At 48.1% G+C, this 25,867-nt stretch carries 25 protein-coding genes and 3 tRNA genes; 15 read left to right on the forward strand and 13 right to left on the reverse strand.

All coding sequences use genetic code 11. The features are described from left to right. Window positions 1–114: 114 nt before the first annotated feature. From ACP5SG_RS05070 to sat, 8 genes are all read right to left on the reverse strand, one after another. A tRNA-Tyr gene (locus ACP5SG_RS05070) sits at window positions 115–199 on the reverse strand. Window positions 200–220: 21 nt separating this feature from the next. Further along, window positions 221–292: transfer RNA gene (locus ACP5SG_RS05075), tRNA-Thr, on the reverse strand. A gap of 323 nt (window positions 293–615) precedes the next feature. After that, complete coding sequence (gene qmoC / locus ACP5SG_RS05080) at window positions 616–1,854, reverse strand: quinone-interacting membrane-bound oxidoreductase complex subunit QmoC (protein WP_424661824.1); 1,239 nt, start codon at window positions 1,852–1,854, stop codon at window positions 616–618. A 17-nt stretch (window positions 1,855–1,871) separates the two neighbouring features. After that, window positions 1,872–4,193 (reverse strand): FAD-dependent oxidoreductase, encoded by a 2,322-nt coding sequence (locus ACP5SG_RS05085; RefSeq protein ID WP_237889516.1) that lies wholly within the window; start codon window positions 4,191–4,193, stop codon window positions 1,872–1,874. After that, window positions 4,193–5,440 (reverse strand): CoB--CoM heterodisulfide reductase iron-sulfur subunit A family protein, encoded by a 1,248-nt coding sequence (locus ACP5SG_RS05090; RefSeq protein ID WP_237889510.1) that lies wholly within the window; start codon window positions 5,438–5,440, stop codon window positions 4,193–4,195. Before ACP5SG_RS05090 ends, ACP5SG_RS05085 begins: the two co-directional genes overlap by 1 nt. Window positions 5,441–5,650: 210 nt before the next feature. Beyond that, the gene (gene aprA / locus ACP5SG_RS05095) at window positions 5,651–7,639 is read right to left on the reverse strand and encodes an adenylyl-sulfate reductase subunit alpha (protein ID WP_428122568.1); all 1,989 of its coding nucleotides are present in this window, start codon (window positions 7,637–7,639) and stop codon (window positions 5,651–5,653) included. Between the two features lie 59 nt (window positions 7,640–7,698). Continuing rightward, a complete protein-coding gene (aprB, locus tag ACP5SG_RS05100) occupies window positions 7,699–8,133 on the reverse strand; it encodes an adenylyl-sulfate reductase subunit beta (protein ID WP_237889500.1) in 435 nt (144 codons plus the stop codon). 104 nt (window positions 8,134–8,237) lie between these two features. Next, window positions 8,238–9,494 (reverse strand): sulfate adenylyltransferase, encoded by a 1,257-nt coding sequence (sat, locus tag ACP5SG_RS05105; protein WP_428122572.1) that lies wholly within the window; start codon window positions 9,492–9,494, stop codon window positions 8,238–8,240. 475 nt (window positions 9,495–9,969) lie between these two features. Here sat and mobA point away from each other — a divergent pair, with 475 nt between their 5' ends. From mobA to ACP5SG_RS05130, 5 genes are read left to right on the forward strand one after another with little or no spacing between them, the layout of a single operon-like run. Then, a complete protein-coding gene (gene mobA / locus ACP5SG_RS05110) occupies window positions 9,970–10,623 on the forward strand; it encodes a molybdenum cofactor guanylyltransferase (protein ID WP_237889486.1) in 654 nt (217 codons plus the stop codon). A 49-nt stretch (window positions 10,624–10,672) separates the two neighbouring features. Then, complete coding sequence (locus ACP5SG_RS05115; protein WP_237889484.1) at window positions 10,673–11,554, forward strand: YkgJ family cysteine cluster protein; 882 nt, start codon at window positions 10,673–10,675, stop codon at window positions 11,552–11,554. A gap of 24 nt (window positions 11,555–11,578) precedes the next feature. Further along, the gene (locus tag ACP5SG_RS05120; protein ID WP_237889483.1) at window positions 11,579–12,295 is read left to right on the forward strand and encodes an ATP-binding cassette domain-containing protein; all 717 of its coding nucleotides are present in this window, start codon (window positions 11,579–11,581) and stop codon (window positions 12,293–12,295) included. 2 nt (window positions 12,296–12,297) lie between these two features. Next, entirely contained in the window at window positions 12,298–13,050 is a 753-nt protein-coding gene (locus ACP5SG_RS05125) for an ABC transporter permease (RefSeq protein ID WP_237889847.1), read from the forward strand. 7 nt (window positions 13,051–13,057) lie between these two features. Beyond that, on the forward strand, window positions 13,058–14,101 hold the full coding sequence (locus ACP5SG_RS05130; protein ID WP_237889476.1) for an ABC transporter substrate-binding protein: 1,044 nt from the start codon (window positions 13,058–13,060) through the stop codon (window positions 14,099–14,101). Here the strand turns inward: ACP5SG_RS05130 and ACP5SG_RS05135 are convergent. The 3 genes from ACP5SG_RS05135 to ACP5SG_RS05145 form a co-directional block, all read right to left on the reverse strand. Continuing rightward, entirely contained in the window at window positions 14,064–15,128 is a 1,065-nt protein-coding gene (locus ACP5SG_RS05135; RefSeq protein ID WP_428122581.1) for a radical SAM protein, read from the reverse strand. The two genes, ACP5SG_RS05130 and ACP5SG_RS05135, sit on opposite strands and share 38 nt — an antisense overlap. Window positions 15,129–15,132: 4 nt before the next feature. Beyond that, window positions 15,133–15,729, reverse strand: a complete 597-nt coding sequence (locus ACP5SG_RS05140) for a nucleoside deaminase (protein ID WP_424661124.1) — start codon at window positions 15,727–15,729, stop codon at window positions 15,133–15,135. Between the two features lie 75 nt (window positions 15,730–15,804). Then, window positions 15,805–16,257 (reverse strand): hypothetical protein, encoded by a 453-nt coding sequence (locus ACP5SG_RS05145; protein WP_428122586.1) that lies wholly within the window; start codon window positions 16,255–16,257, stop codon window positions 15,805–15,807. A 334-nt stretch (window positions 16,258–16,591) separates the two neighbouring features. Between ACP5SG_RS05145 and purM the strand changes: the two genes are divergently transcribed. Further along, a complete protein-coding gene (gene purM / locus ACP5SG_RS05150; protein ID WP_237889468.1) occupies window positions 16,592–17,641 on the forward strand; it encodes a phosphoribosylformylglycinamidine cyclo-ligase in 1,050 nt (349 codons plus the stop codon). Between the two features lie 11 nt (window positions 17,642–17,652). Here purM and ACP5SG_RS05155 read toward each other — a convergent pair whose 3' ends face one another. Beyond that, window positions 17,653–17,946, reverse strand: a complete 294-nt coding sequence (locus ACP5SG_RS05155) for an HU family DNA-binding protein (RefSeq protein WP_237889466.1) — start codon at window positions 17,944–17,946, stop codon at window positions 17,653–17,655. Window positions 17,947–18,159: 213 nt separating this feature from the next. Between ACP5SG_RS05155 and ftsY the strand changes: the two genes are divergently transcribed. Then, entirely contained in the window at window positions 18,160–19,278 is a 1,119-nt protein-coding gene (ftsY, locus tag ACP5SG_RS05160) for a signal recognition particle-docking protein FtsY (protein ID WP_237889464.1), read from the forward strand. A gap of 2 nt (window positions 19,279–19,280) precedes the next feature. Here the strand turns inward: ftsY and ACP5SG_RS05165 are convergent, their stop codons facing one another. Then, window positions 19,281–20,204, reverse strand: coding sequence for a TIGR01777 family oxidoreductase (locus ACP5SG_RS05165; RefSeq protein WP_428122593.1), 924 nt, complete (start codon window positions 20,202–20,204; stop codon window positions 19,281–19,283). A gap of 168 nt (window positions 20,205–20,372) precedes the next feature. On the opposite strand from ACP5SG_RS05165, the gene ACP5SG_RS05170 reads away from it, so the two are divergent. The 8 genes from ACP5SG_RS05170 to ACP5SG_RS05205 all read left to right on the forward strand — a co-directional run. Next, the gene (locus ACP5SG_RS05170; protein WP_237889454.1) at window positions 20,373–20,732 is read left to right on the forward strand and encodes a DUF1844 domain-containing protein; all 360 of its coding nucleotides are present in this window, start codon (window positions 20,373–20,375) and stop codon (window positions 20,730–20,732) included. 10 nt (window positions 20,733–20,742) lie between these two features. Further along, window positions 20,743–21,582: a 4-(cytidine 5'-diphospho)-2-C-methyl-D-erythritol kinase gene (ispE, locus tag ACP5SG_RS05175; protein WP_237889452.1), complete on the forward strand. Its 840-nt coding sequence runs from the start codon at window positions 20,743–20,745 to the stop codon at window positions 21,580–21,582. A gap of 35 nt (window positions 21,583–21,617) precedes the next feature. After that, a tRNA-Gln gene (locus ACP5SG_RS05180) sits at window positions 21,618–21,689 on the forward strand. Between the two features lie 34 nt (window positions 21,690–21,723). Then, entirely contained in the window at window positions 21,724–22,668 is a 945-nt protein-coding gene (locus tag ACP5SG_RS05185; RefSeq protein ID WP_237889444.1) for a ribose-phosphate pyrophosphokinase, read from the forward strand. Between the two features lie 20 nt (window positions 22,669–22,688). Continuing rightward, a complete protein-coding gene (locus ACP5SG_RS05190) occupies window positions 22,689–23,339 on the forward strand; it encodes a 50S ribosomal protein L25 (RefSeq protein ID WP_424661128.1) in 651 nt (216 codons plus the stop codon). A gap of 87 nt (window positions 23,340–23,426) precedes the next feature. Further along, complete coding sequence (gene pth, locus ACP5SG_RS05195) at window positions 23,427–23,999, forward strand: aminoacyl-tRNA hydrolase (protein ID WP_428122607.1); 573 nt, start codon at window positions 23,427–23,429, stop codon at window positions 23,997–23,999. A gap of 13 nt (window positions 24,000–24,012) precedes the next feature. Further along, window positions 24,013–25,356, forward strand: a complete 1,344-nt coding sequence (locus ACP5SG_RS05200; protein WP_428122610.1) for a M23 family metallopeptidase — start codon at window positions 24,013–24,015, stop codon at window positions 25,354–25,356. A gap of 42 nt (window positions 25,357–25,398) precedes the next feature. Beyond that, window positions 25,399–25,867, forward strand: a 469-nt coding sequence (locus ACP5SG_RS05205; RefSeq protein ID WP_428122613.1) for a hypothetical protein, incomplete at its 3' end; no start/stop codon positions are given.

Genomic DNA, 25,867 nt, shown 5'->3' on the forward strand with positions numbered 1-25,867 from the left:
GGAAACGGGATTCGAACCCGCGACCCTCAGCTTGGAAGGCTGATGCTCTAGCCACTGAGCTACTCCCGCTTTAACTCCCCCCTCACAAAAGCCCTACCCTCGGGCATGTATCAGTGGTGGAGGGGGGAGGATTCGAACCTCCGAAGGCTGAGCCGGCAGATTTACAGTCTGCTCCCTTTGACCGCTCGGGAACCCCTCCATAAAACCGGTATACACTGAAAGCTGGCGATGGGACTCGAACCCGCAACCTGCTGATTACAAATCAGCTGCTCTACCATTGAGCTACGCCAGCCGTCCCTGACTTAAAAAGGGTATAATAGCGTGCTCTTTGAAAAAAGCAAGTCTTTCCACTCTCAGCACAGCAATATCTGTAAAGCAGATTACATGATTATATCGAGATCTCTAAAGTCCATGTCTTGCCTTTCTTCCTTTGTCTTTACATACTGGATCTGGATCCAACGAAATAACGCAGGTCTCCCCACTGCTCCATAAATGATCGGACCTGGACGCCTGGCTTAAATAGCAGAGGGTATCTAATAAAGTAATTAAAAGCGGCGAAGATAGACCATATCTTACGCCGCTTTTAATGCATTGCCAAATTGGCTAATAAATAAGTTAATGGGCCTCTTCAACTGCTATAGGTTTCTCAAGGCCAAATCCAGCCTTCCCAGCCTTTACGTCATCCGCCCACATTTTAAAGATATAAGCTGTCGTCCTATATACAAGATGCCCAAACTTTGTATATGGGAGCGACAGGAATAGTACGGCAACGCAGGCAAGGTGAAAGACATATATCGGATATGCTATCTGTGCCACATTGATGAGCCTAAATACTTCTGATGCTATACCAGTAGCACCGACCGCAAATATCAACCATATAAGTATCCAGTCCTGAGATGAACTTTTGAGCACCTTTTCTTCTGTCTTTTTATCGCGCATAGTCTTGATAAGCCAGATACCACTTATCATCAAGATCGCCCCAAAGTTGGCTAGTAACTTAACGGGGTGATAAAGAGGCATCGGGGTTACAGGGCCGATTAGATGTAAGGCGTTATGCAGCAGGTCTTCTGCTATAAATACAAAGTTCGTAACCAAAAACAGGATTATAAAGGCCCAGAGTAGCCACAAATGACCCCTTGCCCTTTCGACGGTCTGGCCGCATTTTTTGAAACGGGCATGGCTTAATATCTCAAGGATGGCTGGCCAGGTATACCTCCCAATAAGCACACCGAACGGTGGGACAGGCACTGAACCGGTATAAGATGTTGGCAGACCGGCCCCTTTGCTTATATCTAACCAGAAATTAGTAACGCCATTATAGCAAACAAAAAGCACAAAAGCTGCTATAGATAAGAATATCGCATCAATGGGGATTACACTCAGGAACTTGTGGTACACCACGTCTCCCTCAGGGAACGGAAAGCCTTCACCTGTAACCTGCGACCATGCGGCAGCCACTACCAAAACCAGCACTGCAGCAGCAATTATTGCGCCTATGACGCCTCCAGGGCTGCTAAGCATATCTGCAAGGGCCTTTGGTTTAGCATAATAGCGAATAGCGCTGGCACGGACTGCCCCGAGCACATCCCCTGGCCTGGCATCCCTAGGACAATAAACAGTGCAATCCGCACATTGATGGCACAGCCATACATCCACATCACCTGCGAGCTTGTCGGCCAAGCCCCATTGTGTCCAAAGCATTTCCTTGCGAGGGAACGGACTCTCAGGGGTGGACAGCGGACATACCACTGAACAAGTAGCGCATTGGTAACATGACTTTACCGTATCCCCGCCCGAATCTATAACGTTTCTTACAAAAGACAGATCGGGCTGTACCTTCGTATACTCAGCCATTACCTTACCTCCTGCTCCTAGAAACCTTTAAATGGATTTGGTCCCATTGATACAATCTCTTCGACAAATTCATCGATCACCTTTGGCACGGCGTCATATTCGTCGATGGCGACCTGCGCCAATTTAACACGTTCGGGTTCCATGCCAAGGGACTTTAACGTCTCGGCTACGTTTTCCATCCGACGATTTGCAAGTTCACTGCCCTTTACAAAATGACACTGATAGTCATCACCAAACTTACAACCAAGAAGCAAGGCACCGTCTATGCCGCTCGACATCGCATCTTTGATCCATGCAACATTGACGGATCCAAGGCATCTGACCGGGATGATTCTAGGCAGGGGCGACCAGGTCAAACCCTTTGCCGCCGCCATATCAAGGCACGGATAGGCGTCATTCTCGCAGGCGAAAATTACCATGCGCAACTTTTCTTCATCGTCATCAGGGACTTCAATCGACTTGATCATCGATCCGACGACATCGATATTGTAATCCTTGAAACCTATTATACGCTCAGGGCATGCACCCATACATGTGCCACAACGTCTACATCTGGTTGGATTTGGTTTCGGCGTACCTTTTTCGTCATCATCAAGGGCACCGAAAGGACACTCCTCCGTACAGCGCTTGCATTGCGTACATCTTTGGAAATAAAAATCAGGATAATCAAAATCCCAAGTACGCGGATGTACCGCATGACCATCTTCGGCCGCCTTCACCGCCTGAATGGCCTTCAAGGCAGCGCCTGCTGCATCTTCCATCGACTCTTCGATTGTCATTGAACGGCGCACAGGCCCTGCTGCATAAATACCAGTCCGCCTCGTCTCATATGGAAAACATATGAAATTTGAATCACAGTATCCGCCGAAGAGTTCGAGATCCCTAAAGGCAGGACCCTGGCGATAGGCAAGATTGATAACCGCCTCATCTTTTGTGGTTGGAATCATGCCTGTTGCCAAGACGACCATATCCACATCAACCGAGATATTTCCGCCAATCAATGTATTCTCAACATTGACAGTAAGGCCGCCTTCACCATTGTCTTTTACCTCGGTCACAGAGCCCTTAGTTAAAAATATGCCTGGGTCATTCTGGAGACCCTTGTAAAAATACTCATACTGTCCAGGGGTGCGCATATGCTGATAAAATACATAGGCACGGCCATCCTGAGGCTGATCCTCGCGAAGATATTTAGCCTGCTTAAGGGCCACCATACTGGTCACAGCCGATGCATAAGGAAAGTCAGCATCGTCGTTATTGCCACCCGGACTTTGGATAAATGCAATAGTCTTTACCTCTTTACCATCTGATGGGCGGATTATCTTGCCTGCCTTTGCGATCTGTTCAAGCTGGTGATTTGTAATGACATTTGGATGCCCCCATGATAAATGCGGATAATCACCTTCCGCTGGTATATAAGGCTTCCAACCAGAGGCAAGGACAACGGCACCAAATATCTCGGCATTCGGGTCCTGCTGCATGTAATCATTGCGACCCTCGTTTTTGGCGGCATATATCTTCTTTTGATCTTCGGCCGAGAGCTCTTTACCGTTGGCATCCAACTTTTCTTCAGGGGTAAGCGGCACAGGGGCATCCCATTCGCTCTTGGCACCAGCAGCCTTAAAACTCACCCTGTACTGGCCTGGGGCATTTCCTATACGGGCAACCTCTGTGCTAGTCTTTACCTGTATCTTGTTGTTAGCCTTGACCTTTGCGACCATATCCTGGACTATTGGAGCGACAAGCTCGGAATAGTTTGGACCAAGAGGGATCTGCTTTCTAAGCCTTGCAGCATATCCACCAAGCTCGGCCTCCCTCTCAACAATTGTAACTTCATAGCCGGCTTCAGCCGCCTCGATGGCTGCAGTCATGCCCGTTACGCCGCCACCGATCACCAATATCCGCCTGCTGGGATTCTCAAGCTTGTCAGGAGTCGGTAGCTGGGCCTTGGTCAGCCTCGTAACAGACATGCGGATATAATCCTCGGCCAGTTCCTGTATATGCTCCTTTTTGGCATCTGCCTTCTCGTCGTCAGGGGCTATCTTGTGACTCCAGACGACCAGCTCCCTGAGACTTGCCTTTTCAAGCAATACCCCAGGGAAATCAAATGCCTTATACTCATATCTTGGCGATATGCCAGCCAGTACCACGGCATTTATGCCTTCATCTTTAATGTCCTTTTCAACCATCGCCACGCCGTCCGGCGAATAAAGATCCGCATGCGTACGGACTATCGGCACATTGAGCTCGCCCGATGCCAATTTCACAAGCCTTTCCACATCAATGGCATCGGCAATACCATCCCCTGTATATATGTAAAGTCCAATCTTATTTGCCATTAGCCTGCCCTCCTGACCAGCGTCTGTATAGCCTTTAATGCCGCCGCCGTCGCGCTCTGCGCTGAAGAAACCACATCGATCGGCCTTTTTGCGCACCCGCAAGGTATAATCCCATCTTTTGACACAACAAAACCGTCGGCATCATATTCAATGCCCGGGATCGGATCAAAGGCGCCCGTAGGCTGCATTCCAGTCGCCAGCACTGCAAGCTCAACCTCTTGCTCGATCTTGCCACCACCGATTGTATCCTCAGCGACGAGTATAATATTCCCTGGCGATGAACCTTCTTTTACCTCGGCCACCTTACCTTTGATAAAATGTATCTTTTTATCTTCCTTTACCTTTTTATAAAATTTTTCATATTTCATGCCCGGAGAACGTATATCTATATAAAATATATAGATCTCGGTATCTGGTGACTGCTCCCTGAGATAGAGGGCCTGTTTCAAGGTTGCCATACAACAGATATAAGAACAATAAGGCAGGTGATCCTTGTCACGGGAGCCAGCGCACTGCACGAAACCAACACTTTTTGGCTCTGCCTTGTCAGATGGACGTTGTATCCTGCCCCCTGTAGGTCCAGATGGAGAAGCCATCCTCTCAATCATCATATTGGTGACGATATTTGGATACTTGCCAAAACACAACCTGTCCATTCTAGTAGCGTCGTATGGCTTCCAACCAGTAGCTACTATTATGGCCCCTACATTCAATGTCACCATCTCAGACTTCTGCTCAAGGTCTACATGGCCCGGTGGCATCGCCTCTTTAATCTTCTTTGCCTCATCGGACCCGACAATCGATGAATCTACTACGCACTGATTTGGAAATGCCATCGGATGCGGCATATAGATTGGCTTATGCCTATCCATGCCGAAATTGAATTCATTGGGCAGCTCAGTTGTCGCAACCGCCTCCCCTGGCTTGCAGTTATTGCACTGCGGTGCGGTGTAGCGCGGATTTATGTTGATTTCAACCTTAAAATCCCCAGGGCCGCCTGAAATCGAACGCACATCAGCTTGTGTGTAAAAGATGATCCTTGGATTGGTTTTAACCCGCCTGAAATTGATCTCAAGACCGCATGTTGGTGGACATAACTTCGGGAAATACTTGTTAAGCTGAGCCACTCTCCCGCCTAGATAACTCTCCTTTTCTACCAAATAGACATCATAGCCCATTTCAGCGGCCTCAACGGCGGCTGTCAGCCCACTAAAGCCACCGCCTACCACGAGTATGCTTCCACTCATCTGCCCGCTCCTTTTTAATTTTCTTTAATTGGCACTGCCGACATCGCCAGCCAGTGATCCGCGTTCTGCCTGGGGAAAACCAGCCAATACGCCGAGCACGGATTGACGCCGAAACACAAGGAAAAAATACCAGGCGCCGGTTCAGACCAGCGCCTGGATGTTTAATCTAATCAATAGATCTCTCAATTACAAGCACAAAAAGATCCATTCTTAATCAGCTATAATCTTGTGAAGCTTTTTCTTGAAGGTCTTCCACTCCCCGGTCTCGGGATTGTACTGGGAGTTGACGAAGCACTTCCACCCGCCCTGATCCATGTCAGTGTCGCTGACGTTGTTATAGTCACCGCGATAGTAGAAACCGGGATAACGGCTCTCCTCACGGAACTGGATATGGCGGAGATGATCCTCGACGCACCATATACGATGGAGATTCTCCCACGCGCGAAGCAGCTCATGCAGACCGCCTGCGGCCATTTTGTCAGAGTCCTCACGGAGCATCTGGAGGTGATGCATGGCGATCTCAAGGAGCTTGCCGTTTGTCATGTAGTATGGTGACCAACCACCGCCATACTCGTCTGTGTACTTCATCAAGCGCTCCATCATGTGACGGGGCTTGATGTAGTTGGGGTTGACCATCTCGTGCGTGGTCTTCTGATAGTTCTCATAATAGACCTTTACTGGCTTATATATCTCGGCCTTGAGCTCATCGGCAGACTGTTTGAGGGTGGGCTTGAAGCCTGCATTGTCACGGATATACTTGGCCATGGCCTTGGCCGCGATACGACCTTCTGCATGAGAACCTGATGAGAACTTGTGACCGGATGCACCTACGCCGTCACCTGCAGTAAAGAGACCGTTGACTGTAGTCATACGGTTATAGCCCCACTTGTAATCAGCCGGGACCCAGTCTTCATCTGGACCGGACACCCAGATACCGCAGCAGCCTGAGTGTGAACCAAGCATGTAAGGCTCAGTGGGCATGATCTCGGAACCGACCTTCTCGGGCTCTATATTCATAGACGCCCAGAGACCGGCCTGGCCGACTGACATGTCAAGGAAGTCCTCCCATGCCTCGCTCTCCAGCTCTTTCCAGTACTTCTTGAGCTCCTTTTCGTCCATGCCGGACGCCTTCTTCTCCTCGAGGAAGGCCTTAAGGGCGGCCGCTGTGTCCATAAAGATGGGGCCACGGCCCTCTTTCATCTCAAAGAGCATGAGGTGGTTACGCAGACAGGTCGGCGTGACAGCAGCCTGACCATATGGAGAATATTTGGCTAGCTCGGCCTTGGCGGCGTCGCTCTTTATATAGTGTTCACCTTTGCCGTTGGTGACAGTAGCCTTAAAGAGCAAGAACCACGCACCAACCGGGCCGTAGCCATCTTTGAAGCGGGATGGGGTGAAACGGTTTTCCATCATGGTCATCTCGGCGCCGACCTGCATGCACATGGTGTAGGTGGAACCGGCATTCCATATGGGATACCAGGCGCGACCCTTGCCTTCGTCTGTGGTGCGCGGGCGAAAGATGTTGACCGCACCGCCGCAGGCCACCAAAATCGCCTTGGCCTTAAAGACATGAACCTTGTTTTCACGGACGCTGAAGCCAACCGCACCGGCGATGGTGTTGGGCTTGTTGGCATCCAGCAACAACTTGACGATGAAGATACGTTCGAACAGATCATAACCCATTTCAGCAAGGGCCGCCTTTGCCGCCTCGGCCACTATGCACTTATATGACTCGCCGTTGATCATGATCTGCCACTTGCCGGTACGGACAGGCTCACCACCCTCGACCAGCTTCTTGCCCTCAGAACCCTTCTTCTTCCAGACGGGGAGACCCCACTCCTCAAAGAGGTGAACGGAATCATCCACGTGACGGCCCAAATCGAAGATCAAATCCTCACGCACAACACCCATCAAGTCATTTCTTACCATACGAACATAATCGGAAGGTGTGTTCTCCCCGATATATGTATTGATGGCTGAAAGACCCTGCGCAACTGCACCGGAACGCTCCAACGCCGCCTTGTCAACCAAGGCCACCTTGGAACCTTTTGGCATCCATTTGCCTATCTCGTAAGCCGCACCACAAGCAGCCATACCACCACCGACAATAAGGGCATCATATTCATGCTCAACAACCGGGACCTTGGATAGATCCGGCTCAGCCAGGAGTTCCCAATTTGGTTTATTAGGTAACGCCATATCTTCCTCCTTATAAAAAATAATTTTGTTTTTTAATAAAAACTAATCAAGCGGACGACCTACTTGTAGTCAGCTGGCGTGGCAAGTTTCTTGCCTGCTTCGGTAAACAGAAGACCATCGTCGAGATTGCCGCCCTCAGGCTTTCCTGCATAGGGCTTGATCGAACCCTCTGCGGTCGTCCTGATCGGGAACTTAAAGCGCTTCATATTGCCGTTGCGGAACTTGACCGTCCACATGATGGAATCGGTACCGCGCATGGGCTGAACATAACCACCCATCGGGGCTATGTCGGCATAGTGACGCACTTCGATGGCGCCCTGGGGGCAGATCTTGACACAAGAATAGCACTCCCAACACTGATCCGGCTCCTGGTTGTAGGCCCTCATGGCATCCGGGTTCAAGACCATGAGGTCATTGGGGCAGATGTACATACATGCTGTCTTGTCCCCGCCCTTGCAACCATCACACTTTTCCGGGTTGACAAAGCTTGGCATAACATTACCTCCTGACTTTTATTTTTTAATTTTTCTTAACCAAAATTTTTATAAGGAAGGGGTCCATCCCCTCCCTGTATGCACACACAACAGCCCACTTGCAATTACTTAAGCTCCTCAAACGCACCCTTCTTTATCTTTACCTTGGTCTCGAGATTCTGATAATAATCCCTCAAGATGGCCAGCACCTCAGGACGACTGAACTCAGGCGGTACTTCCCCACCCTCGCTCATCATGCGGCGGAACTTGGTGCCGCTGACAACAACGCGGTCCTCTTTGGTATGAGGACAGGTCTTGAGAGAGGCCATGCCGCCGCACTTCTTGCACCAGAAGGTCCAGTCGATCTTCAGGGGTTTAAGCTCAAGGGCACCCGGCCAGAGCCTGTCGTATATCTCCTGGGCCTCAAACAGACCATAGAAGTCACCGACACCGGCATGGTCACGGCCGATTATCAGGTGTGAGCAGCCAAAGTTCTGACGGAAGATGCCGTGGAGCAGGGCCTCTTTCGGGCCGCCATAGCGCATCTCTAATGGATACACGCCAAGGACAGTGCGCTCCATGTTGAAATAGTTGTCAAGAAGCGCCTTGTAGCACTCCATACGCTTCTCGCCAGGGATGTCGCCTGGCTTGAGTTTGCCAACAAGGGCATGTATGAATACGCCGTCAAGGACCTCCTGGGCTATCTTGCATAGATATTCGTGTGAACGATGGATCGGGTTCCTGGTCTGGAATGCAGCCACCTGGCTCCAACCCTTGTCTTCGAAAAGTTTTCTTGCGACAGCCGGATGCATATAGGCGTCACCGTATTTCTGCCTGAAATCCTTTTCAGAAAGGGCCTTGATCGGGCCGCCGACATAATACTTGCCCGAATTCATTATTTGCTGTACACCTGGATGATCCGCCTCCGCAACCTCCCAGAACTTCTCTGAGTCAGGACCGGCGCCCTTGAAGCAGAGCTCGCACTCCTTGCGCTTGTCAGGCTCCCATGTCTCCTCAACCTTCATTGTGGCCATCAGGTCCCCTGTCTCTTTGTCATAAAGGGCAACCTCTTCACCAACTTTAAGGGATTTCTTAGTCTCTTCGTCAACAGCAAGTGTAACCGGCAGAGGCCACATGGTCCCTGGGTCAACCTTGCGAAGCTTCATCTCCTCTATACAGCCTTCATAATCATCCTTGCACATAAATCCATTGAGGGGGGTAAAGGCGCCCATCCCGAGCATCAATATGTCTCCTGACTCCTTGGAGGTTATATCGACCCTCTTCATCTTGTCAGCACGCTTTATCTCCTCTTCACGCTCCTTACCCGTAAGCAAAAGCGGCATAAGCTTTTTCTTCGATCCGTGTGGATTGACTAACGCCATGATCTTCTTGCTCCTTTCGACATTTTAATTTGTTATATACCGGATCCCAAAATTAGATCGGACTAGAGACCGGCCATACATATTTGATGATCTCGACATCCCTGACGGCCAAAATTACATTACCTGTCAACTACTGAATTACTCTTCAGTACTGTAGTTGTTTTATATTCACAGTCACAGGAATTGTCAAGGGGAAAATACGGTAACTGAACAGAAGACCAAAAAAAAGAGCCTTATTTGGATCGCCATTATAGATAAAAATTAGGCTGATCACAAAGAATTTCAAAAAATTTCTTTGCCAGACTCCGATGACAGAGACCATGACTTGCAAAAAAGATGATTGATTAATAAGGTAGCCTATACAATCAGTTTAAAATAGGCCGTTACCTTAAACAAGGCGCCTGTACAACGCCATCAAAACTGAATTGGCAATCATTTTTGGATTCCTTACAAAAACGCCTAAGGTATGATTAAGATGCCCAAAAAACCTTATGGACATAAATGTGGATTCAGAACCATGGCTGTGCTTGCTGGGGGCAGGAGCAGCCGCTTCGGAGACAACAAGGCCCTCGCACGCTGGCTGGGCGGAAATGTCATAGATGCCGTCATATCGGCGGCCCGCATCGTTTCGGATGAAATTTTTATCGTCTCAAATGATACTGGGTCCTATAAATATCTGGGCCTACCGATCATAAAAGACGCCGTGGTCAACACTGGCCCGATAGGCGGGATATTGGGCGCACTCAAAAGCGCAAATGGCAACAGGGTCTTTATCACTGCCTGCGATATGCCGCTCTTAAACCCAGGACTCATAGAATGGATGTGGTGTATCGAGACCTGGGCCCCTGTCGTCATCCCAAAGACACCGGGCAGGATTGAGCCGCTACATGCAATATATCACAGATCACTTATCCCGCTCATCGAACATTCGATCAGACACAACCGGTTGGGTCTTCAAAAATTCCTTACAAATATACCAAGGCATGAGGTGCCGCCCGAAGACATAAAAAGATTCTGCCCTGATCTCTCATGCCTTAAGAGCGCCAACACAAGAGATGAGCTTGAGACCCTGAAGCGTGTTATATCATCAGATGAATCTGGCGTTGCCAAGCCATGCATCATGCACTAAGGTAAAAAGATATATCTAAGTCTCTAAAAAACAATCCGGGATGACTATTATGGACATTTCAGAGGCCAAAAAAAAGGCTGATATGGCGCTTAAAAGAGAAAAGCTGGGGAGCGTGATAGACCCGGTACGTCTTGAAAAAAAAGATACGTTCAGATTCCGCTGCCACCCTGGTGTGTCTTGTTTTACGCATTGCTGCCGCAATATGAATATAATCCTTACGCCTTATGACATCATCAGACTCAAAAAAAGACTCGGCATGCCTTCTAATCTCTTTTTGCACCTCTATGCCCAGCCTGAAATACTCGCCCAAACGGGTGTCCCTGTAGCACGTTTAAAGATGCTTGAAAAAGACGGCAAGTGCCCATTTGTAACCCCTGACGGCTGCCAGGTATATACCGATCGACCTGTATGCTGCAGGTATTACCCGATAGGCATCGCGAGTCTCAAGCAGGACAAAGGGGCATCTGAAGGGGAGGAGTTCTTCTTTCTGATCAAAGAAAGCCACTGCCATGGCTTTAAAGAACAGACAGAATGGACGGTTGACGCGTGGAGAGGAGATCAAGAGGCCGATCTCTATGACTCGATGAACAGAGGTTGGCTCGAGCTGCTCCTACGCAAATGCTCATTCGGCGAGGAGACTGAGATGCCACCGAAGGCTAGACAGCTATTTTATATGGTGACGACAAACATGGAGCGCTTCAGGGCATTTGTCTTTGAAAGCCGTTTTTTAAATACATATATTGTGAAAGATGAGATCCTAAAGGAAATACTCGAAGATGACGTTGCCCTTATGCAATTTGGTTTCGAGTACCTCAAGCAGGCAATATTCGGTGTGGAATCAAACAGCTTGAGGTTAAAGGAAGATATCCTGAACAACCAAATTAAAAAGACACTTGAAAAAAGAAAAAATAAAAGGTTTGCGGCTTGGTAAGGGGCATGATGCGCCACTCCCCCTATGTACATTACATGTAAAGACCTTTCCTATTCCTATCCCGGGGTACCGACTCATGTCTTCAAGGGAATCAATTGCTCCCTAAGAGGACCTGGGTTTTTCTCTCTCTTCGGGCTTTCCGGAGTAGGCAAAAGCACACTTGCAAGACTTTTAAGCAATGGACTTACCGCGGAAAGCGGCAGGGTGGAGACCGACCTTGGCCGAATACTCTACGCCCATGACTCTGAGAGATTGCCTGGATGGCTTACGATAGGAGACCACTTCAAGAAGATAGCCGATAATAAATACGCCAAGCTCCTTCAAGGCCTTATAAGTGACTATGGCCTCAAAGAGTCCCTCTCCCGCAGATTCACATCCCTATCTATGGGCCAAAGAAACAGGGCGAACCTCATCCGCTACCTCGTGCAAGACTTTGACTTACTTATTACCGATGAAGTACTCGCCAACGTGGATGAACCGACCAGATATGGGATACTTGGATCCATGAAACATATATTTCCAAAAAAAATGTTCCTCTATATCTCTCATAATGCCATAGAAGTAGCGCGTTTCTCCAAGACCATATTCGTATTGCCCCAGGCGCCCGACGGTGCGACAGGTCTTATCGAAATAAGCGGCCTTGACCAGCAGGCCAACCGCAGCCCATCGGACGAAATGGTCCAAAAAAAGATATATGAGATATTAAGAGCTGCAAGTGCAGGAGAAGATTCAACAAGGTGAAGATGCTCAGCCGCCTAATCCAATTCATAATCATCTATTGCCTGTCCATCGGGCTTCTGTGGACTGCAAAATACGCCATGCGTCTCTCTGACTATCTTATACCAGCACCCATTGATCTACTTCGGGCAGCAAGGGATGACGGACCGAACTATCTCATGGCCTCGCTGGACACCCTCCTGGTGGCAATCGAAGGGCATTTTGCAGCCATCCTCCTTGCCGGAACGGTGGGCTTCGTAGGGAGCCTCCGCTCCACAATAGGCGCGGTCACCAAGACTGCGGCATACAACCTCCAGGCCTACCCGATTGTAGCAGTCAGTCCCATTATATTCATATTTTTGGGGGACGGCCTGGCATCGAGACTCCTCATCGCTGCCCTTATCTGTTATTTCCCCCTACTCTTAAGCCTTCTTGGCATATTTTCTCAGCCCGTAGAGGATGTCGAACATTTCTTCAACGAAACAGGTCGAATGAACTGGAAGTTGAGACTCGGGATCCGGATCTTTGAAAACATCGAAAAGCTCATAACCGTTCTGGTAGGAAGTGGCACAATGGCCATGGTAGGTACCATTGTGGCCGAATTCCTTGCCGCGACGCATGGAATAGGTTATGAAATAAAAAAGGCCCTGTATCAAGACAATCTTGCAGATATACTCCTTGCCCTCTTTCTGATCGGGCTGTGTTCATCCATGTATCTGTCCGTAATAGAAACGATAGGGGCCGTAATAACAGCAAAGGTCCAAGGGGACACAGGGTAGCCGCCGAATGAGGACTGAAACATACCCCAGCCTTATAGGGTTTGCAGGTATTGTAATCACATCAATTATTCTGGTCCTCGGTCTTTCTGGATGCTCATCAGAAAATGGTGGACGGAGACAAAAAACCGGCAATAGGGCGGTAGAGCAGATAGTCTGCCGACTGAAGTGGCTTCCCAACGTCAGCGCTGCAGGTGAGATATGGGCCAAACAGAGCGGTATATTTAAAAAAGAAGGGATGAATGTAGAATTAAAAGAAGGTGGGCTCGAACACGACGCAATAAGGGATTTAGAGCTCGGTCGGGCCGACTTCGGCGTGGCATCGGCCGACCAGGTATTGAGGGCCAGCGAAAAGGGGGCGCACATAGTGGTCATCGCCCAGATATTCCAGAAAAATCCGCTCAAATGGATCTACAATTCGTCAAGGATACATATAAAAACGCCAAAGGATCTGCAAGGCCTGAAAATCGGTATCACCTATGGCGGAAACGATGAGGCGATCTTCAAGGCGCTCATCGCCCGGTATGATATCAGCAAGGATGATATACAAACCTACGCAGTCCATCAGGACTATGGCCCTTTCTGGAGGGGCGAAGCCGACTTGTGGCCTGTTTACAGCAATGTAGAGGGTATAATACTCGCTGAAAAGATGATCCAAAATGGGGCCAAGCCTATGTTTTTTGACCCAGCGGCGTTTGGTGTGAGTTTCGTGGCAAATTCGCTTATCACCTCAGAAAAATTATATAAAAAAAGACCAGGGCTGGTAAAAAAATTTACCCAAGCCGTGATCAAAGGCTGGCAGGAGGCGCTCTCAAAGGGGCATGAACAGGATGCAGCGAAGGCCATCCATGAGATGGACGAGACAACGCCAATAGAGATCATCAAAAGGCAGCTCGCGGCCACAAGAAGTTTGGTGCTGCCGCAGAACGGCAAAGGCCCCATCGGCAGAATAGATAAAAAGGCATGGCAGGAGACCGAAGATATCATGATGGCCCAAGGCCTTATGCATCGCTATGTTAATCTGCAAAACCTTCTGGCAGGACCTCCTCCTTGAGCATGCAGCAAGCTATACGTGAGACAGGTCTTCCCTTCTCGTCATATTGGATATTGCCTGGATGAAGAATGCGGTTGAATACGCACCCCTCTGGTATCGTAAGCTGAAACAGCTCTCTTTCGGTAAGAGGCGGCCTCTCAAGGAGATGTCCGCCTTTTATCTCAAATGAATGCACAGGGTAGTCCTCACAGAGCGGACAACGGTATACCCTGCCGTTTGGAAATACAAAATAATTCATGGCGGCCACGCCTGCGCATATGAAAGGCTCATCCGGCCCTAAAAACACCTTTGGATAAGTAACATGGATGCCCATCTTGGCTGCAGCCACAGCAACACGCGGCATCACCTGCTCCCATTCGTTACGCTCAAACTGAAGCGACACTGTTCTAGAATCGACCTCGGACGACCTGCCCCTGATGCCTATCACCTGGATGAAAAAACGCTTGACGCCCAATCTTTTAAGAAGCCCTGGCATATTTGCCAGATCATAGAGATTCATTCTACTCGCTGTGAATATAACACTTACATTGAAGCCCCTTGAAACGGCCTTTCTTATACCGGCGGTACAGATCTTGAACACACCACTGCCACGGATGGGGTCATTGACCTCCGGACATGAACCATCCAAACTAAAACTCAAGTAATTGAGCTCATCAGGCCCTATCTTATCCAGGATATCGTAAAAAAGAAAACCGTTCGTATCCACCGTAATGGAACCGTAACCAAGCCTTTTGGCCTCTTTGATCGCCAAGGGAAGGGCCTGATTCAAGGTTGGTTCCCCACCCAGAAAGATCAAGTTGGTCTTATCCGCCCAATTTATGTGATTTAAGGCGGATTGCGGCCTACCTGGCTTATAGACGAATAAACCTAGCCATTCTTTTATAGTATCCGCATCAAGGATGTCCGCGCCATGCTCGTCTTGATTAATGTAACAATGACGGCATTTCAGATTGCATCTTGTTAGAATATGCAGGAAGACGTTTCTGGTGTCAGGCTTGAATTCAACGGTACGGCGCATCAGGTCCATCTTTCTATTTATTCGGCAGCTCCGTATAGGCGGCAAACAAACTGCCCCTCCAATAGCTGTTTGCCGGATCAGAGAAAAATGCCCTAAAAAGCGAAAGGCTTTCGTCCCTTCTGACCCCGCCTATGACCTTGACATGGGCCATTCTATTATATAAAGATTCGGTATAAAATCTGACAGGATCTTCTGCACGTGAGACCAAAAATACTGAATTGCATGTAGACAGATCAAGGCCGCAGGCCCCCCCCATTACATCTTCATAGGCAAAGACAATCCTTTTTACGCCGTTAAGAACCAATGCCCCAAGACACATAAGACACGGCTCAAGCGTGCTGTATGCGGTCAAATCATGCCTATCTCCGCAGCCGGCAGCCGTAATACACGCCTCCCTCCTTACCAAATCTCTGAGCGCAATGATCTCCGCATGGTCCAGCTCATTTGCACTGCCCCCCTTGCTATTGAGCCTCATACCCTCTCCAACCACCCGTTCGCCGGAGACCAGGACGCATCCCACAGGAAATTCCCCATTTGACAAGGCGCGGGAGGCCAGCTCCAGCGCCTTGCCCATCCACCTTTCATCATTAAAATCACAACTGCCTTGCATAACCATGCATTGACACCCTACAAAATTGTCAAGGGCCGACAGGCTACCAGCCCGTTACACGTTTCCATATCTTATTCAGAATCCATGTCCAATCAGCCATTTCTTCAACGCCTCTTCTAGGGCGAAACCCGCCACTGCCTCCCTCCCTATCTTCTCCTTAACACGCATAATGGCGTCTTTGGCAATCCGTTCATTGAGCCTTTTACAGATATAGTTTACACAGATCAAATGGCGGGCGGCAATCAGACAGCCTCTCTCGCCAAGAAACATACATCCGGTCTGGTCAAATCTGGCGGTCGGCAATCGGATCCCCATAAAGAGGTTTATAAGAAGCAATGTGGCGTCAAATCGGTCTTCAATACCCCTGCCGCAGCAGCTTCCACCATCATTTATGGCACAGTCCATGCATTGGGCCGACACCCCGGCCTCCGACATCGCGCTCCAGGTATCTTTGATAGCAACTCGATAGCCTTCAATGAGACCTGAGATTTCCGTGTCTTCCAAAATCACGGATCCAACGGTCCTCATAATTTTTTGTGCCCATTCGATCTTTTTATCAATCGGATGATCAATACCCAACAATATCTAACATCCCCTTCGAATTCTAAGGAGTTTGAGGGTGCAACCCCTCTTACAATAAACATGGATCAAACTCATCATAAAACAATCCTTCTAAATTTTAAATGGGCATCTGCCTGAAAAAGAATCAAGCCTTGTCTTTTGATTTCAAAAAACGCCGCATTTTCATATTTGCTGTATGTAACAGCGTGAGAAAAGATATCAGGGCAACAAATCGAGATTGACTTTACCCGCCATAACGTTTAGTTAATAGTTTGTTTTTTAACATATACGAGGTGGGACATTGAACAATAAATCACATTACACCTTGGCTGGCGTAAATATAGATAAGGCCAATGAATTTATATCAAATATAAAACCGCTCGTCTCTTCCACTTTCAAACGCGGAGTGCTCACCGAGATAGGGGGATTTGCAGGTCTCTTTGCCATTGATACTGCAAGATACCAAAGTCCAGTCTTGGTCTCTTCTACAGACGGCGTGGGCACCAAATTAAAAATCGCGTTTATGTCTGACATACACGACACTATAGGTATAGACCTAGTGGCTATGTGTATAAACGACATAATTGTATGCGGCGCTCAGCCCCTCTTCTTTCTGGACTACTTCGCAACAGGGAAACTCGCGCCAGATGTCGCGATAAGCGTAATAAAAGGCATTGTGGAAGGCTGCAAGATAGCCGGCTGCTCCCTTATTGGCGGCGAGACAGCCGAGATGCCCGGATTTTATGCCGACAATGAATACGATCTGGCTGGCTTCGCTGTAGGCGTTGTCGAGCGCGACAAGATTATCGATGGCTCTGAAATCAGCGTGGACAATATCCTTGTCGGGCTTTCCTCCAGCGGGTTGCACAGCAATGGATTCTCCCTCGTAAGAAAGATATGTTTTGATGATTTAGGGCTTTCAATATCGGACAACATCCCTGAATTGGGCAACAGACCCCTGGGTGAATTATTACTGACCCCAACGCGTATTTATGCCACAACCATAGCGCACCTGTTAAAACAGCATAAGATAAATGGAATGGTACATATGACCGGCGGCGGCTTTCAAGACAACATCCCGCGCATACTCCCGAATTCATGCAAGGCTGTAATAAATATCGGAAGCTGGCCGGTCCCACCTATCTTTTCATTCCTAGAAAAAAAGGGTGGCATTGAGACAGAAGAGATGATGCACATATTTAATTATGGGATAGGTATGATCTTGATCGTTCCAGAGGCCGAAGCCCAGGACGTCGTTTTCCAGAGCCAAGTCGTCGGTGAGAAGGCCTTTATTATAGGTCGGGTAGAGACGAAGGCGGCTGGTGAACAGCCGGTGGTATTTAAATACTGATTACTGACCAGTCATGCCTTTTTGTCCCAATTCTTTATGACCCTTTCCCGCAACTCCTTGCCTACCTTAAAAAAGGGTAACTTTTTAGGTCCAACCGGGATCTTTTCGCCGCTCTTCGGATTTCTACCCGTATATGGCTTATACTCTCTGACCACAAAACTGCCGAAACCGCGCACCTCCGCACCCTCTCCATCTATGAGGGCCTCTGTTATGGCGGTAAAGACCTCGTTCACTACAAATTCAGCCACACCGTAGTTTAGGCCTGCCTCTTGAGCCAACGCCTCTATGATCTCTGATTTGTTCACCGGCCCTCTCCCCCATTCCCCATTCGGTTTGATCTTAAATATAAGACCCCTAAAAATCGTCTTTAATTAATTCTTAAATATATTGCTATATTTCAGAGTTACGTTAATATCAAAGTTATTCCATCTTAGCCTTAGCAGATCCCTTTTAAAAACTAATATATCTGATAAAAGGCGGCAAGGGGGTGGACACGAGATAAATCTATCGAGATCTTCATGATAAAAAAATGGCTGCAAAGGATAAAAAACTGGGACAAACAGACCGAACCTGAGGGATTGGGCGACGTCGGCAACGCCACTGAGGCGCAAGGGATTAAGGATTTCACAGAGCCTGCTCAGTCAGAAACAACGGTGATCTGTAAAAAGACAGATGCAACCCAGGAAGAAAACCTTACCCAGACAAGTCAAACGCCCAGCCTTGGTCTATTTAGCAGACTCAAGGAACGGATGAACAAGACCCGTCAAGGGTTTGTACACCAGATCGATCAATTGATCCTTGGTAAAAAGGAGATAGACCCTGAACTCCTGGATGAGCTCGAAGAGGTGCTTGTAACAGCCGATATAGGCGTTTCCACAACCCAAGAAATATTCACCAGGATCAGAGACGAGGTAAAAAAGCGCGAGCTGAGCGACCCCAATGTGCTCAGAGAGCGCATCAAAGAACAAATCTCGGGTCTTTTGCAGGTTGACGCCCCACCAATGAATTTGGAGCTGGCGCACCCCTTTGTGATCTTAATCGTTGGCGTAAACGGCGTAGGCAAGACCACCACCATAGCTAAACTCTCCTACAAGCTAAAAAAAGATGGAAAAAGGGTCCTGCTCGCCGCTGGCGACACCTTCAGGGCAGCAGCCATCGAACAACTCGAGGCATGGGGGGAGAAAACTGGCATCCCGGTAATAAAACACCAGACAGGCGCCGATCCTTCAGCCGTAGCCTACGACGCCATTGAGGCAGGGCTCAAAAGGGATTCAGACGTTATCATTATAGATACGGCCGGAAGGCTCCATACAAAGGTCAATCTCATGGAAGAACTGAAAAAGATAAGGAGGGTGATAGCAAAAAAGATACCGAACGCCCCTCATGAGACATTGCTTGTATTGGATGCTACGGCAGGACAAAACGCTATCTCCCAGGCCAAACTGTTTAAGGAAGCTGCTGGCGTAACAGGCATAGTGCTCACCAAGCTCGACGGAACAGCCAAGGGCGGGATCGTCATAAGCATTGCCCACCAGATGCGGATACCTATACGTTTTATAGGTATAGGTGAAGGCATGGAAGACCTGCGTCCTTTTGATTCACAGGAGTTTGCAGAGGCTATCTTCTCCAGAGACTAAACCTACCGCCTTCCATAGCATTTTCCCAAAAGGTCTTCAAGGGCATCTTTGATCGTCGGAAAATCAAAGGCGAAACCTTCCCTCTCAAGTACTGCCGGTACGACCCTCTGCCCCTTGAGCGCCACATCAGCCGCATTACCAATAAAAAGCCTCAAGGCAAACCCAGGCACAGGGAGGATGGCTGGGCGACCAAGGATGCCTGCAAGGGTTTTTGTAAATTCCATGTTAGTGACAGGATTCGGAGCGCACATGTTTACCGTACCGGACACTTTCTTGTTTGCAGCAATAAAAAGTACGGCTCGACAGAGATCATGGATATGTATCCAAGAAAACCACTGCCTTCCGTCTCCAAGGCGGCCTCCCACCCCAAGCCTGAACACAGGGATCATCTGGGCGAGCATCCCACCACCCATGCCTAGCACTGCACCTAAGCGGGCCACAACTACCCTTGCCCCATTTTCTGATGCCCTCATCGCCTCTTCCTGCCATTTCATGGTCACTTCCGCAAGAAAACCTGTACCGCAGGCTGATTCTTCAGTAAATACCGCATCTCTGTCTCCGTCCCCATAGTAGCCTACGGCGTTTGCATTTATGAGTGTTATGCCAGGACCTCTTTTTAATGCAACATCGGCTGCCAAACGGGTGGAACGCACACGACTTTCGAGTATCTCCTCACGCGCCTCATCCGTCCATCTGGTCAAGATTGGTTTTCCCACCAGATTTACTATCACATCTCTCTGCGATGCCACATCCTGCCAGCTACCTGCATGCAAAGGGTCACCCTGGATTATAGATACGCCAGGCGGAAATTCCTCTGCCTTTACGGGACGCCTGACAAGTGCTGTAACCTCATGACCCTTTTTCAATAAATAGCTTGTCAGGTGGGTACCAATAAAACCCGTCCCTCCCATTAAAAAAAAATTCATAATCACACCTTCTCTTTATCCATTACATATTTTTTATTATATCTTGTTTTTATTATAACCCTTTGGCATTATAAAGTCTATCTTATTGGAATTGGCCAGCAAACCAGAATCCAAAGACATGTGTATGCATATGGGTGTTTAAACAAACCTATGACTAGAGAGGCGGATATGGAAAAAGACAGGCTTGACCCATCCGATTCAGCTTCAACGACCGAACGGCACAATGACCAACAAAACAACCGAAGCCAGGGAGAGACCGGTCCCAAAAAATCAACCCCCCTCCCAAGGGTCACATTTTCAACCTTTGTACTCTCACTTAATACATCGGCATTGCTGCATCTAGGCGAGATCCCCGACCCTGTCTCTGGTAAAAAAGACAAAGACATACCCCTCGCCAAACATGTGATAGATACGCTTATCATGTTGCGCGACAAGACTACTGGCAATCTTGAAGATGACGAAAAGAGGCTCCTGGAGAGCATACTCTTTGACCTGCAATTGCGATTTGTGAACGCCTCAAGGCAATAGACATACCCCGATGGACAACCTCACCGTAAAGGCCCCTGCCAAGATAAATCTGTTTCTGCGCATTATAAAAAAGAGAGAGGACGGGTATCACAACATCGTTACTATTTTTCAAAAGATCAGTCTATGGGACGAGATAACACTGGCCATATCAAAAAAAGAAAGGGGCATCTGTTTAGAATGTAGTGATGACAACCTGCCGGGCATGGAAGACAATCTGGCGTTCAAGGCGGCAAAGGCATTTTTGGATTATACTGGCATAGACTATGGGGTTTACATAAAATTAAAAAAACAAATCCCAATCGGCGCCGGCCTCGGCGGCGGGAGCAGCGATGCAGCAGCCGTCTTAAAGGGATTGAACAAGCTGTCAGGGGGCCTCATGAACAGCGACGATCTCAATGGTATTGGCTGTAGGCTTGGTGCCGATGTCCCTTTCTTTATGCATGATGCGGCATCGGCAATAGGAACCGGGGTCGGGAACAGGCTTAAGGCCATCAAAATCCCGCTGTTTCACTACCTCCTGGTCTGGCCCGGTTTTAGTATAAGCACAAAATGGGTCTATGAGCATTTTGAGTTGACAACTCGACCTCTTGACACTATTTTTGACGCCGAGCTAGCCTTGCATGTCAGGAGATGGACTAATGACCTCGAAATGGCCGTGACTCCCATTTATCCCCAAATAAAGGCCATAAAGAATCGGCTCATGGAGTTGGGGGCTGAGACCGCTCTTATGTCTGGCAGCGGCTCAACGGTCTTCGGGGTCTTCTCCTCAGCAGAAAAGGCCAAGGCAGCTGCCTCAGGCCTGGTCGTCAGAGACAATCAGCGCATATACTTGACCAAGGCCTTGGGCTAAACATTAAAGATATTTTAACATGACAAACTATCGATTGGGGTGTCGTCAAGCGGTAAGACACGGGTCTTTGGAACCCGTATTCGGAGGTTCGAATCCTCCCACCCCAGTAACTGATTTCAACCATTAATGGGGTGTCTTCAAATGCCGGTCAATAATATCAAGATATTCAGTGGGAACTCCAATCCCAAACTGTCTCAAGAGATATGTGACTATCTTGGACTGCCGATGGGAAGGGCCACGGTCAAGACATTCAGCGACGGTGAGGTATTTGTAGAGATAGGGGAAAACGTAAGGGGGGCCGATGTATTCGTGATCCAATCCACATGTCCTCCTGTCAACAACAACCTTATGGAACTCCTCATCATGATAGACGCGCTGAGAAGGGCCTCCTCCAGGAGAATCACGGCCGTACTTCCCTATTACGGCTATGCGCGACAAGATAGAAAGGCGGCGCCTAGGGTACCGATAACTGCCAAACTGGTGGCTGATATAATAACAACTGCTGGTGCAAGGAGGGTTCTTGCCATGGATCTCCATGCCGGCCAGATACAAGGTTTTTTTAATATACCGGTTGATCATCTATTTGCAGCCCCTGTATTGCTCGATTATCTCAAAACAAATATTCAGGGCCAGGTAGTGATGGTATCTCCTGATGCAGGAGGGGTGGAAAGGACCAGGGCTTTCGCCAAAAGGCTTGGGGCCGGTTTGGCCATTATAGATAAACGAAGGGAAAGGCCCAATGAGGCAACGGTTATGAACATAATTGGCGATGTAAAAGGCAAGACTGCCGTTATATTGGACGACATGGTGGACACGGCTGGCACGCTCTGCAAGGCTGCTGAGGCACTTATGGCGCAAGGGGCGAGCTGCGTGCACGGCTGTGCAACACACCCTGTACTTTCCGGACCAGCCATAGAACGCATAAGGCAGTCGGTGCTCGACTCACTGGTGGTGACCAACACCATCCCCCTGAATGAAGAGGCCAAAAAGTTCGACAAGATAAAGGTACTGTCTGTCTCCAGTCTTTTAGGAGAGGCAATAAGACGTATACATAATGATGATTCGGTAAGTTTACTCTTTGTATAGTTAAAAGGAGCATTGACAAGATGAAACAGGTGACTTTGGATGCATTAATGCGTGACGAGACTGGGAAGGGGGTGGCGAGAAAACTGCGCGGCGCGGGGAGGCTCCCGGGCGTATTATACGGGCCGAAGAACAAATCCGTTCCGTTGTCTGTAGACGCACATAGATTCAACAGGATTATTGAGACCTCCAAGGGGGAACAGATATTGTTTTCACTTAACCTCAGAGGAGCTGGCGGTGATGAAGCAAGTCGATTGGCCCTTGTCAAAGAATTGCAGCTCCACCCAGTGAATGAACGCATCCGTCACATAGACTTTTACGAGGTCTATATGGATGAAGAGGTAAGGGTAGACGTACCCATTGCAATCACAGGCAAGGCAAGGGGGGTTGAGATAGAAAATGGCATCCTTGAAATCATCAAACGCACAGTAAAGGTATCATGTCTTCCGATGTCCATACCAAAGGAGATCTTGGTCGATGTGTCTGACTTAGGGCTCGGCGAGGCGATACACGCCGCTGATCTAGTAGCCCCTGCCGGGGTAAGAATCATGGAAGACCCAAAGACAGCATTTATAACCATAGTAGGCGCAGGGATTGAGGAAAAGGCCAGCGAAACGACAGAGGCCGAGGCAGCAGCGGAGACAACTACAACCACTCAGACCGAAAACAAATAAGGCATCCAGCCCCCTCCTTATATGAGGAGGGGGGAGTCACATAAACTGATGGTGCGTACTTAAACGATCCTTAAAGTGTCTAAAATCATGTTAGCCGGCCTGGGGAATCCTGGGTCTCAATATGCCATGACCCGCCATAATGTAGGCTTTATGGCGCTAGATGCCTTGGCGTCGAATTATGGTATAGCCTTTAAACGATTCAAACAGACCACGTGCGAAATAGGATCGGGCATCATCGAACAGCGCCCTATAGTCCTTTTAAAGCCGCTTACCTATATGAACAAAAGCGGAGATGCCGTGGCAAAGATGCTGGTCTATTATAACATTGAACCGCCAGCCATGATGGTCATACACGACGACATCGACATGCCGCTTGGTACCTTCAAGTTTTCAAGGGGGGGTGGCGCAGGTGGACACAACGGTATAAGATCGATCATCGAATCAATCGGGACAAATCAATTTCCGAGGCTGAAAATCGGCATAGGACGCCCCAAAGACCGCGCTCCAATAGATCACTATGTATTATCACCTTTTGGAGGAGACGAGATAAAGATATTGCAGGATGTACTGACGATGGCGCTTGAGGGTATTATATGTTTTATAAAAGAGGGATTAGAAAAGGCCATGAACGGCTATAATGGTAGAGGAATTAAATTGTGATCCAAGAGGTAATATGGGTAAATTTCTCATATATTTTTCCTGTGCAGTATTAGCCGCCATCCTTCTGGCAGGAACAATTGTCTCGACAATGATGTTGAAAGGCCCCCCACCTGAGATCAACGCCATCTCGGCCCCTCGAGTTATCGGCAGGGAGGCAGTTATCAGCTTCAGATTTCATGACTCCGGCAGAGGGATTAGGGAGATAACAGCCTCCATCATTCAAGGCAAAAAAGTGGTAACACTCGAATCAAAAAGATTCCCGGTTATAAGCTGGTGGAAAGGAACTAGCATCAAGGACAAGATCGTATCATGGCAAGTGGCGCCGCTTGCCATGGGTCTTCATCAGGGAAAGGCCATTTTGAGGGCAACCGCAAGGGACGCCTCGTGGAGAAATGACTTTAATGGAAATGAAACGACTTTCCAGTCTGAAGTCGTCATAGACGTCACACCGCCGTCGATAACCGTACTTAGCACAATACACAATATGATATCGGGCGGCGCTGGTCTAGTTTCTTACAAGGTCAACAAGGATATATCACGAACAGGCGTTTGGGTAGATGATATATTTTTCCCGGCATACCCGAGACCGCAAGGCAGTGCAGGTGAATATTCAGCCCTCATAGCCATCCCATTCGATGTCCCACGGCCCAAATTATATATAGAAGCAGTAGACACAGCGGGAAATGTGGCCAAGACCGGATTCCCATATCAAATCCACTACATGGCGCCTAAGGTGGATCGGATCAATATCAGCGACAACTTCCTTGAACAAAAAATGCCCGAGTTCACTGCGAGGTACCCAGACTTGACCGGAACACCTCTCAATATATTCTTGCAAGTGAACAGCAAATTACGAACCGAAAACGACCAGGAGATAAAAAACATATGCCTGAAAAGCTCTCCAAAGATCATGTGGCAGGGCGCATTTATAAGGCCGCCAGGGGCCAAGAGGGCTGGCTTCGCGGACGAGCGCCATTATTTTTACAACGGCAAAGAGATATCACAAGCACATCATATGGGCGTTGACATAGCGGCCCTCGCACAATTCCCTGTCCGGGCAGGCAATTCAGGCAAGGTAATTTTTACCGGATATCTCGGTATATATGGAAACGCAATCATTATAGACCACGGCTTTGGGCTTGCCAGTCTATACGGACACCTTGAATCAATCAATACAGCCGTTGGAGCCAGGGTGGAACGTGGGACAATAATTGGCACTACCGATTCAACGGGTCTCAGCGGCGGCGACCATCTGCACTATGCAATGATGGTGCACGGAGTCTTTATAAATCCAACAGAATGGTGGGACGACAAGTGGATAAAAGATCATATCATCAACAATCTTCTGGCTAAATAGGTGCAGCAAAAAAAAATTATCTATATCAACAGATATCTTATCGTGTTGGCTATTGTTTTATATACATTAGCCACATCAGCGTTTTCTTTGCCATCATTTCAAAATATCAAACATTCTATTCAAGAACAACTCGAAAAATTATGGGAAAAAACACCAATAGGCAAAGAACAAAAAGAATGGAGAATAGCAAGACAAGAAGCAATATCAGCAGTAAAAGATGCAGAATATCATAATGCTTTAATATATGCCAAACAACAAATATCTGATGCTCAAAATCTATTATTAAAAGCATATATATATGCTAATAATAAAGAATATTATGAAGCCATATATGCTGCAAAAAAAACAAAAATATTAGCAATTCAGGCAAAAAATATTAGTCAAAAAATAAAAAATGAAAAACTAAATAAAGCTAAAAATGAACTTGCTAATTTAGCACTACAAATAAAACAATTACATGAAAACTATCAAAAAATAAATCATAATATTCCAATAGAATATAATGAATTAC

Source organism: Dissulfurimicrobium sp. (assembly GCF_049968175.1).
Lineage (GTDB): Bacteria > Desulfobacterota > Dissulfuribacteria > Dissulfuribacterales > Sh68 > Dissulfurimicrobium > Dissulfurimicrobium hydrothermale.

What these genes read in the sequence shown, in the direction of transcription:
- qmoC (WP_424661824.1), bottom strand. Translation starts at nt 1,854, where the DNA reads ATGGCTGAGTATACGAAGGTACAGCCCGATCTGTCTTTTGTAAGAAAC.
- ACP5SG_RS05085 (WP_237889516.1), bottom strand. Translation starts at nt 4,193, where the DNA reads ATGGCAAATAAGATTGGACTTTACATATATACAGGGGATGGTATTGCC.
- ACP5SG_RS05090 (WP_237889510.1), bottom strand. Translation starts at nt 5,440, where the DNA reads ATGAGTGGAAGCATACTCGTGGTAGGCGGTGGCTTTAGTGGGCTGACA.
- aprA (WP_428122568.1), bottom strand. Translation starts at nt 7,639, where the DNA reads ATGGCGTTACCTAATAAACCAAATTGGGAACTCCTGGCTGAGCCGGAT.
- aprB (WP_237889500.1), bottom strand. Translation starts at nt 8,133, where the DNA reads ATGCCAAGCTTTGTCAACCCGGAAAAGTGTGATGGTTGCAAGGGCGGG.
- sat (WP_428122572.1), bottom strand. Translation starts at nt 9,494, where the DNA reads ATGGCGTTAGTCAATCCACACGGATCGAAGAAAAAGCTTATGCCGCTT.
- mobA (WP_237889486.1), top strand. Translation starts at nt 9,970, where the DNA reads ATGCCCAAAAAACCTTATGGACATAAATGTGGATTCAGAACCATGGCT.
- ACP5SG_RS05115 (WP_237889484.1), top strand. Translation starts at nt 10,673, where the DNA reads ATGGACATTTCAGAGGCCAAAAAAAAGGCTGATATGGCGCTTAAAAGA.
- ACP5SG_RS05120 (WP_237889483.1), top strand. Translation starts at nt 11,579, where the DNA reads ATGTACATTACATGTAAAGACCTTTCCTATTCCTATCCCGGGGTACCG.
- ACP5SG_RS05125 (WP_237889847.1), top strand. Translation starts at nt 12,298, where the DNA reads ATGCTCAGCCGCCTAATCCAATTCATAATCATCTATTGCCTGTCCATC.
- ACP5SG_RS05130 (WP_237889476.1), top strand. Translation starts at nt 13,058, where the DNA reads ATGAGGACTGAAACATACCCCAGCCTTATAGGGTTTGCAGGTATTGTA.
- ACP5SG_RS05135 (WP_428122581.1), bottom strand. Translation starts at nt 15,128, where the DNA reads ATGGACCTGATGCGCCGTACCGTTGAATTCAAGCCTGACACCAGAAAC.
- ACP5SG_RS05140 (WP_424661124.1), bottom strand. Translation starts at nt 15,729, where the DNA reads ATGCAAGGCAGTTGTGATTTTAATGATGAAAGGTGGATGGGCAAGGCG.
- ACP5SG_RS05145 (WP_428122586.1), bottom strand. Translation starts at nt 16,257, where the DNA reads ATGAGGACCGTTGGATCCGTGATTTTGGAAGACACGGAAATCTCAGGT.
- ftsY (WP_237889464.1), top strand. Translation starts at nt 18,160, where the DNA reads ATGATAAAAAAATGGCTGCAAAGGATAAAAAACTGGGACAAACAGACC.
- ACP5SG_RS05165 (WP_428122593.1), bottom strand. Translation starts at nt 20,204, where the DNA reads ATGAATTTTTTTTTAATGGGAGGGACGGGTTTTATTGGTACCCACCTG.
- ACP5SG_RS05170 (WP_237889454.1), top strand. Translation starts at nt 20,373, where the DNA reads ATGGAAAAAGACAGGCTTGACCCATCCGATTCAGCTTCAACGACCGAA.
- ispE (WP_237889452.1), top strand. Translation starts at nt 20,743, where the DNA reads ATGGACAACCTCACCGTAAAGGCCCCTGCCAAGATAAATCTGTTTCTG.
- ACP5SG_RS05185 (WP_237889444.1), top strand. Translation starts at nt 21,724, where the DNA reads ATGCCGGTCAATAATATCAAGATATTCAGTGGGAACTCCAATCCCAAA.
- ACP5SG_RS05190 (WP_424661128.1), top strand. Translation starts at nt 22,689, where the DNA reads ATGAAACAGGTGACTTTGGATGCATTAATGCGTGACGAGACTGGGAAG.
- pth (WP_428122607.1), top strand. Translation starts at nt 23,427, where the DNA reads ATGTTAGCCGGCCTGGGGAATCCTGGGTCTCAATATGCCATGACCCGC.
- ACP5SG_RS05200 (WP_428122610.1), top strand. Translation starts at nt 24,013, where the DNA reads ATGGGTAAATTTCTCATATATTTTTCCTGTGCAGTATTAGCCGCCATC.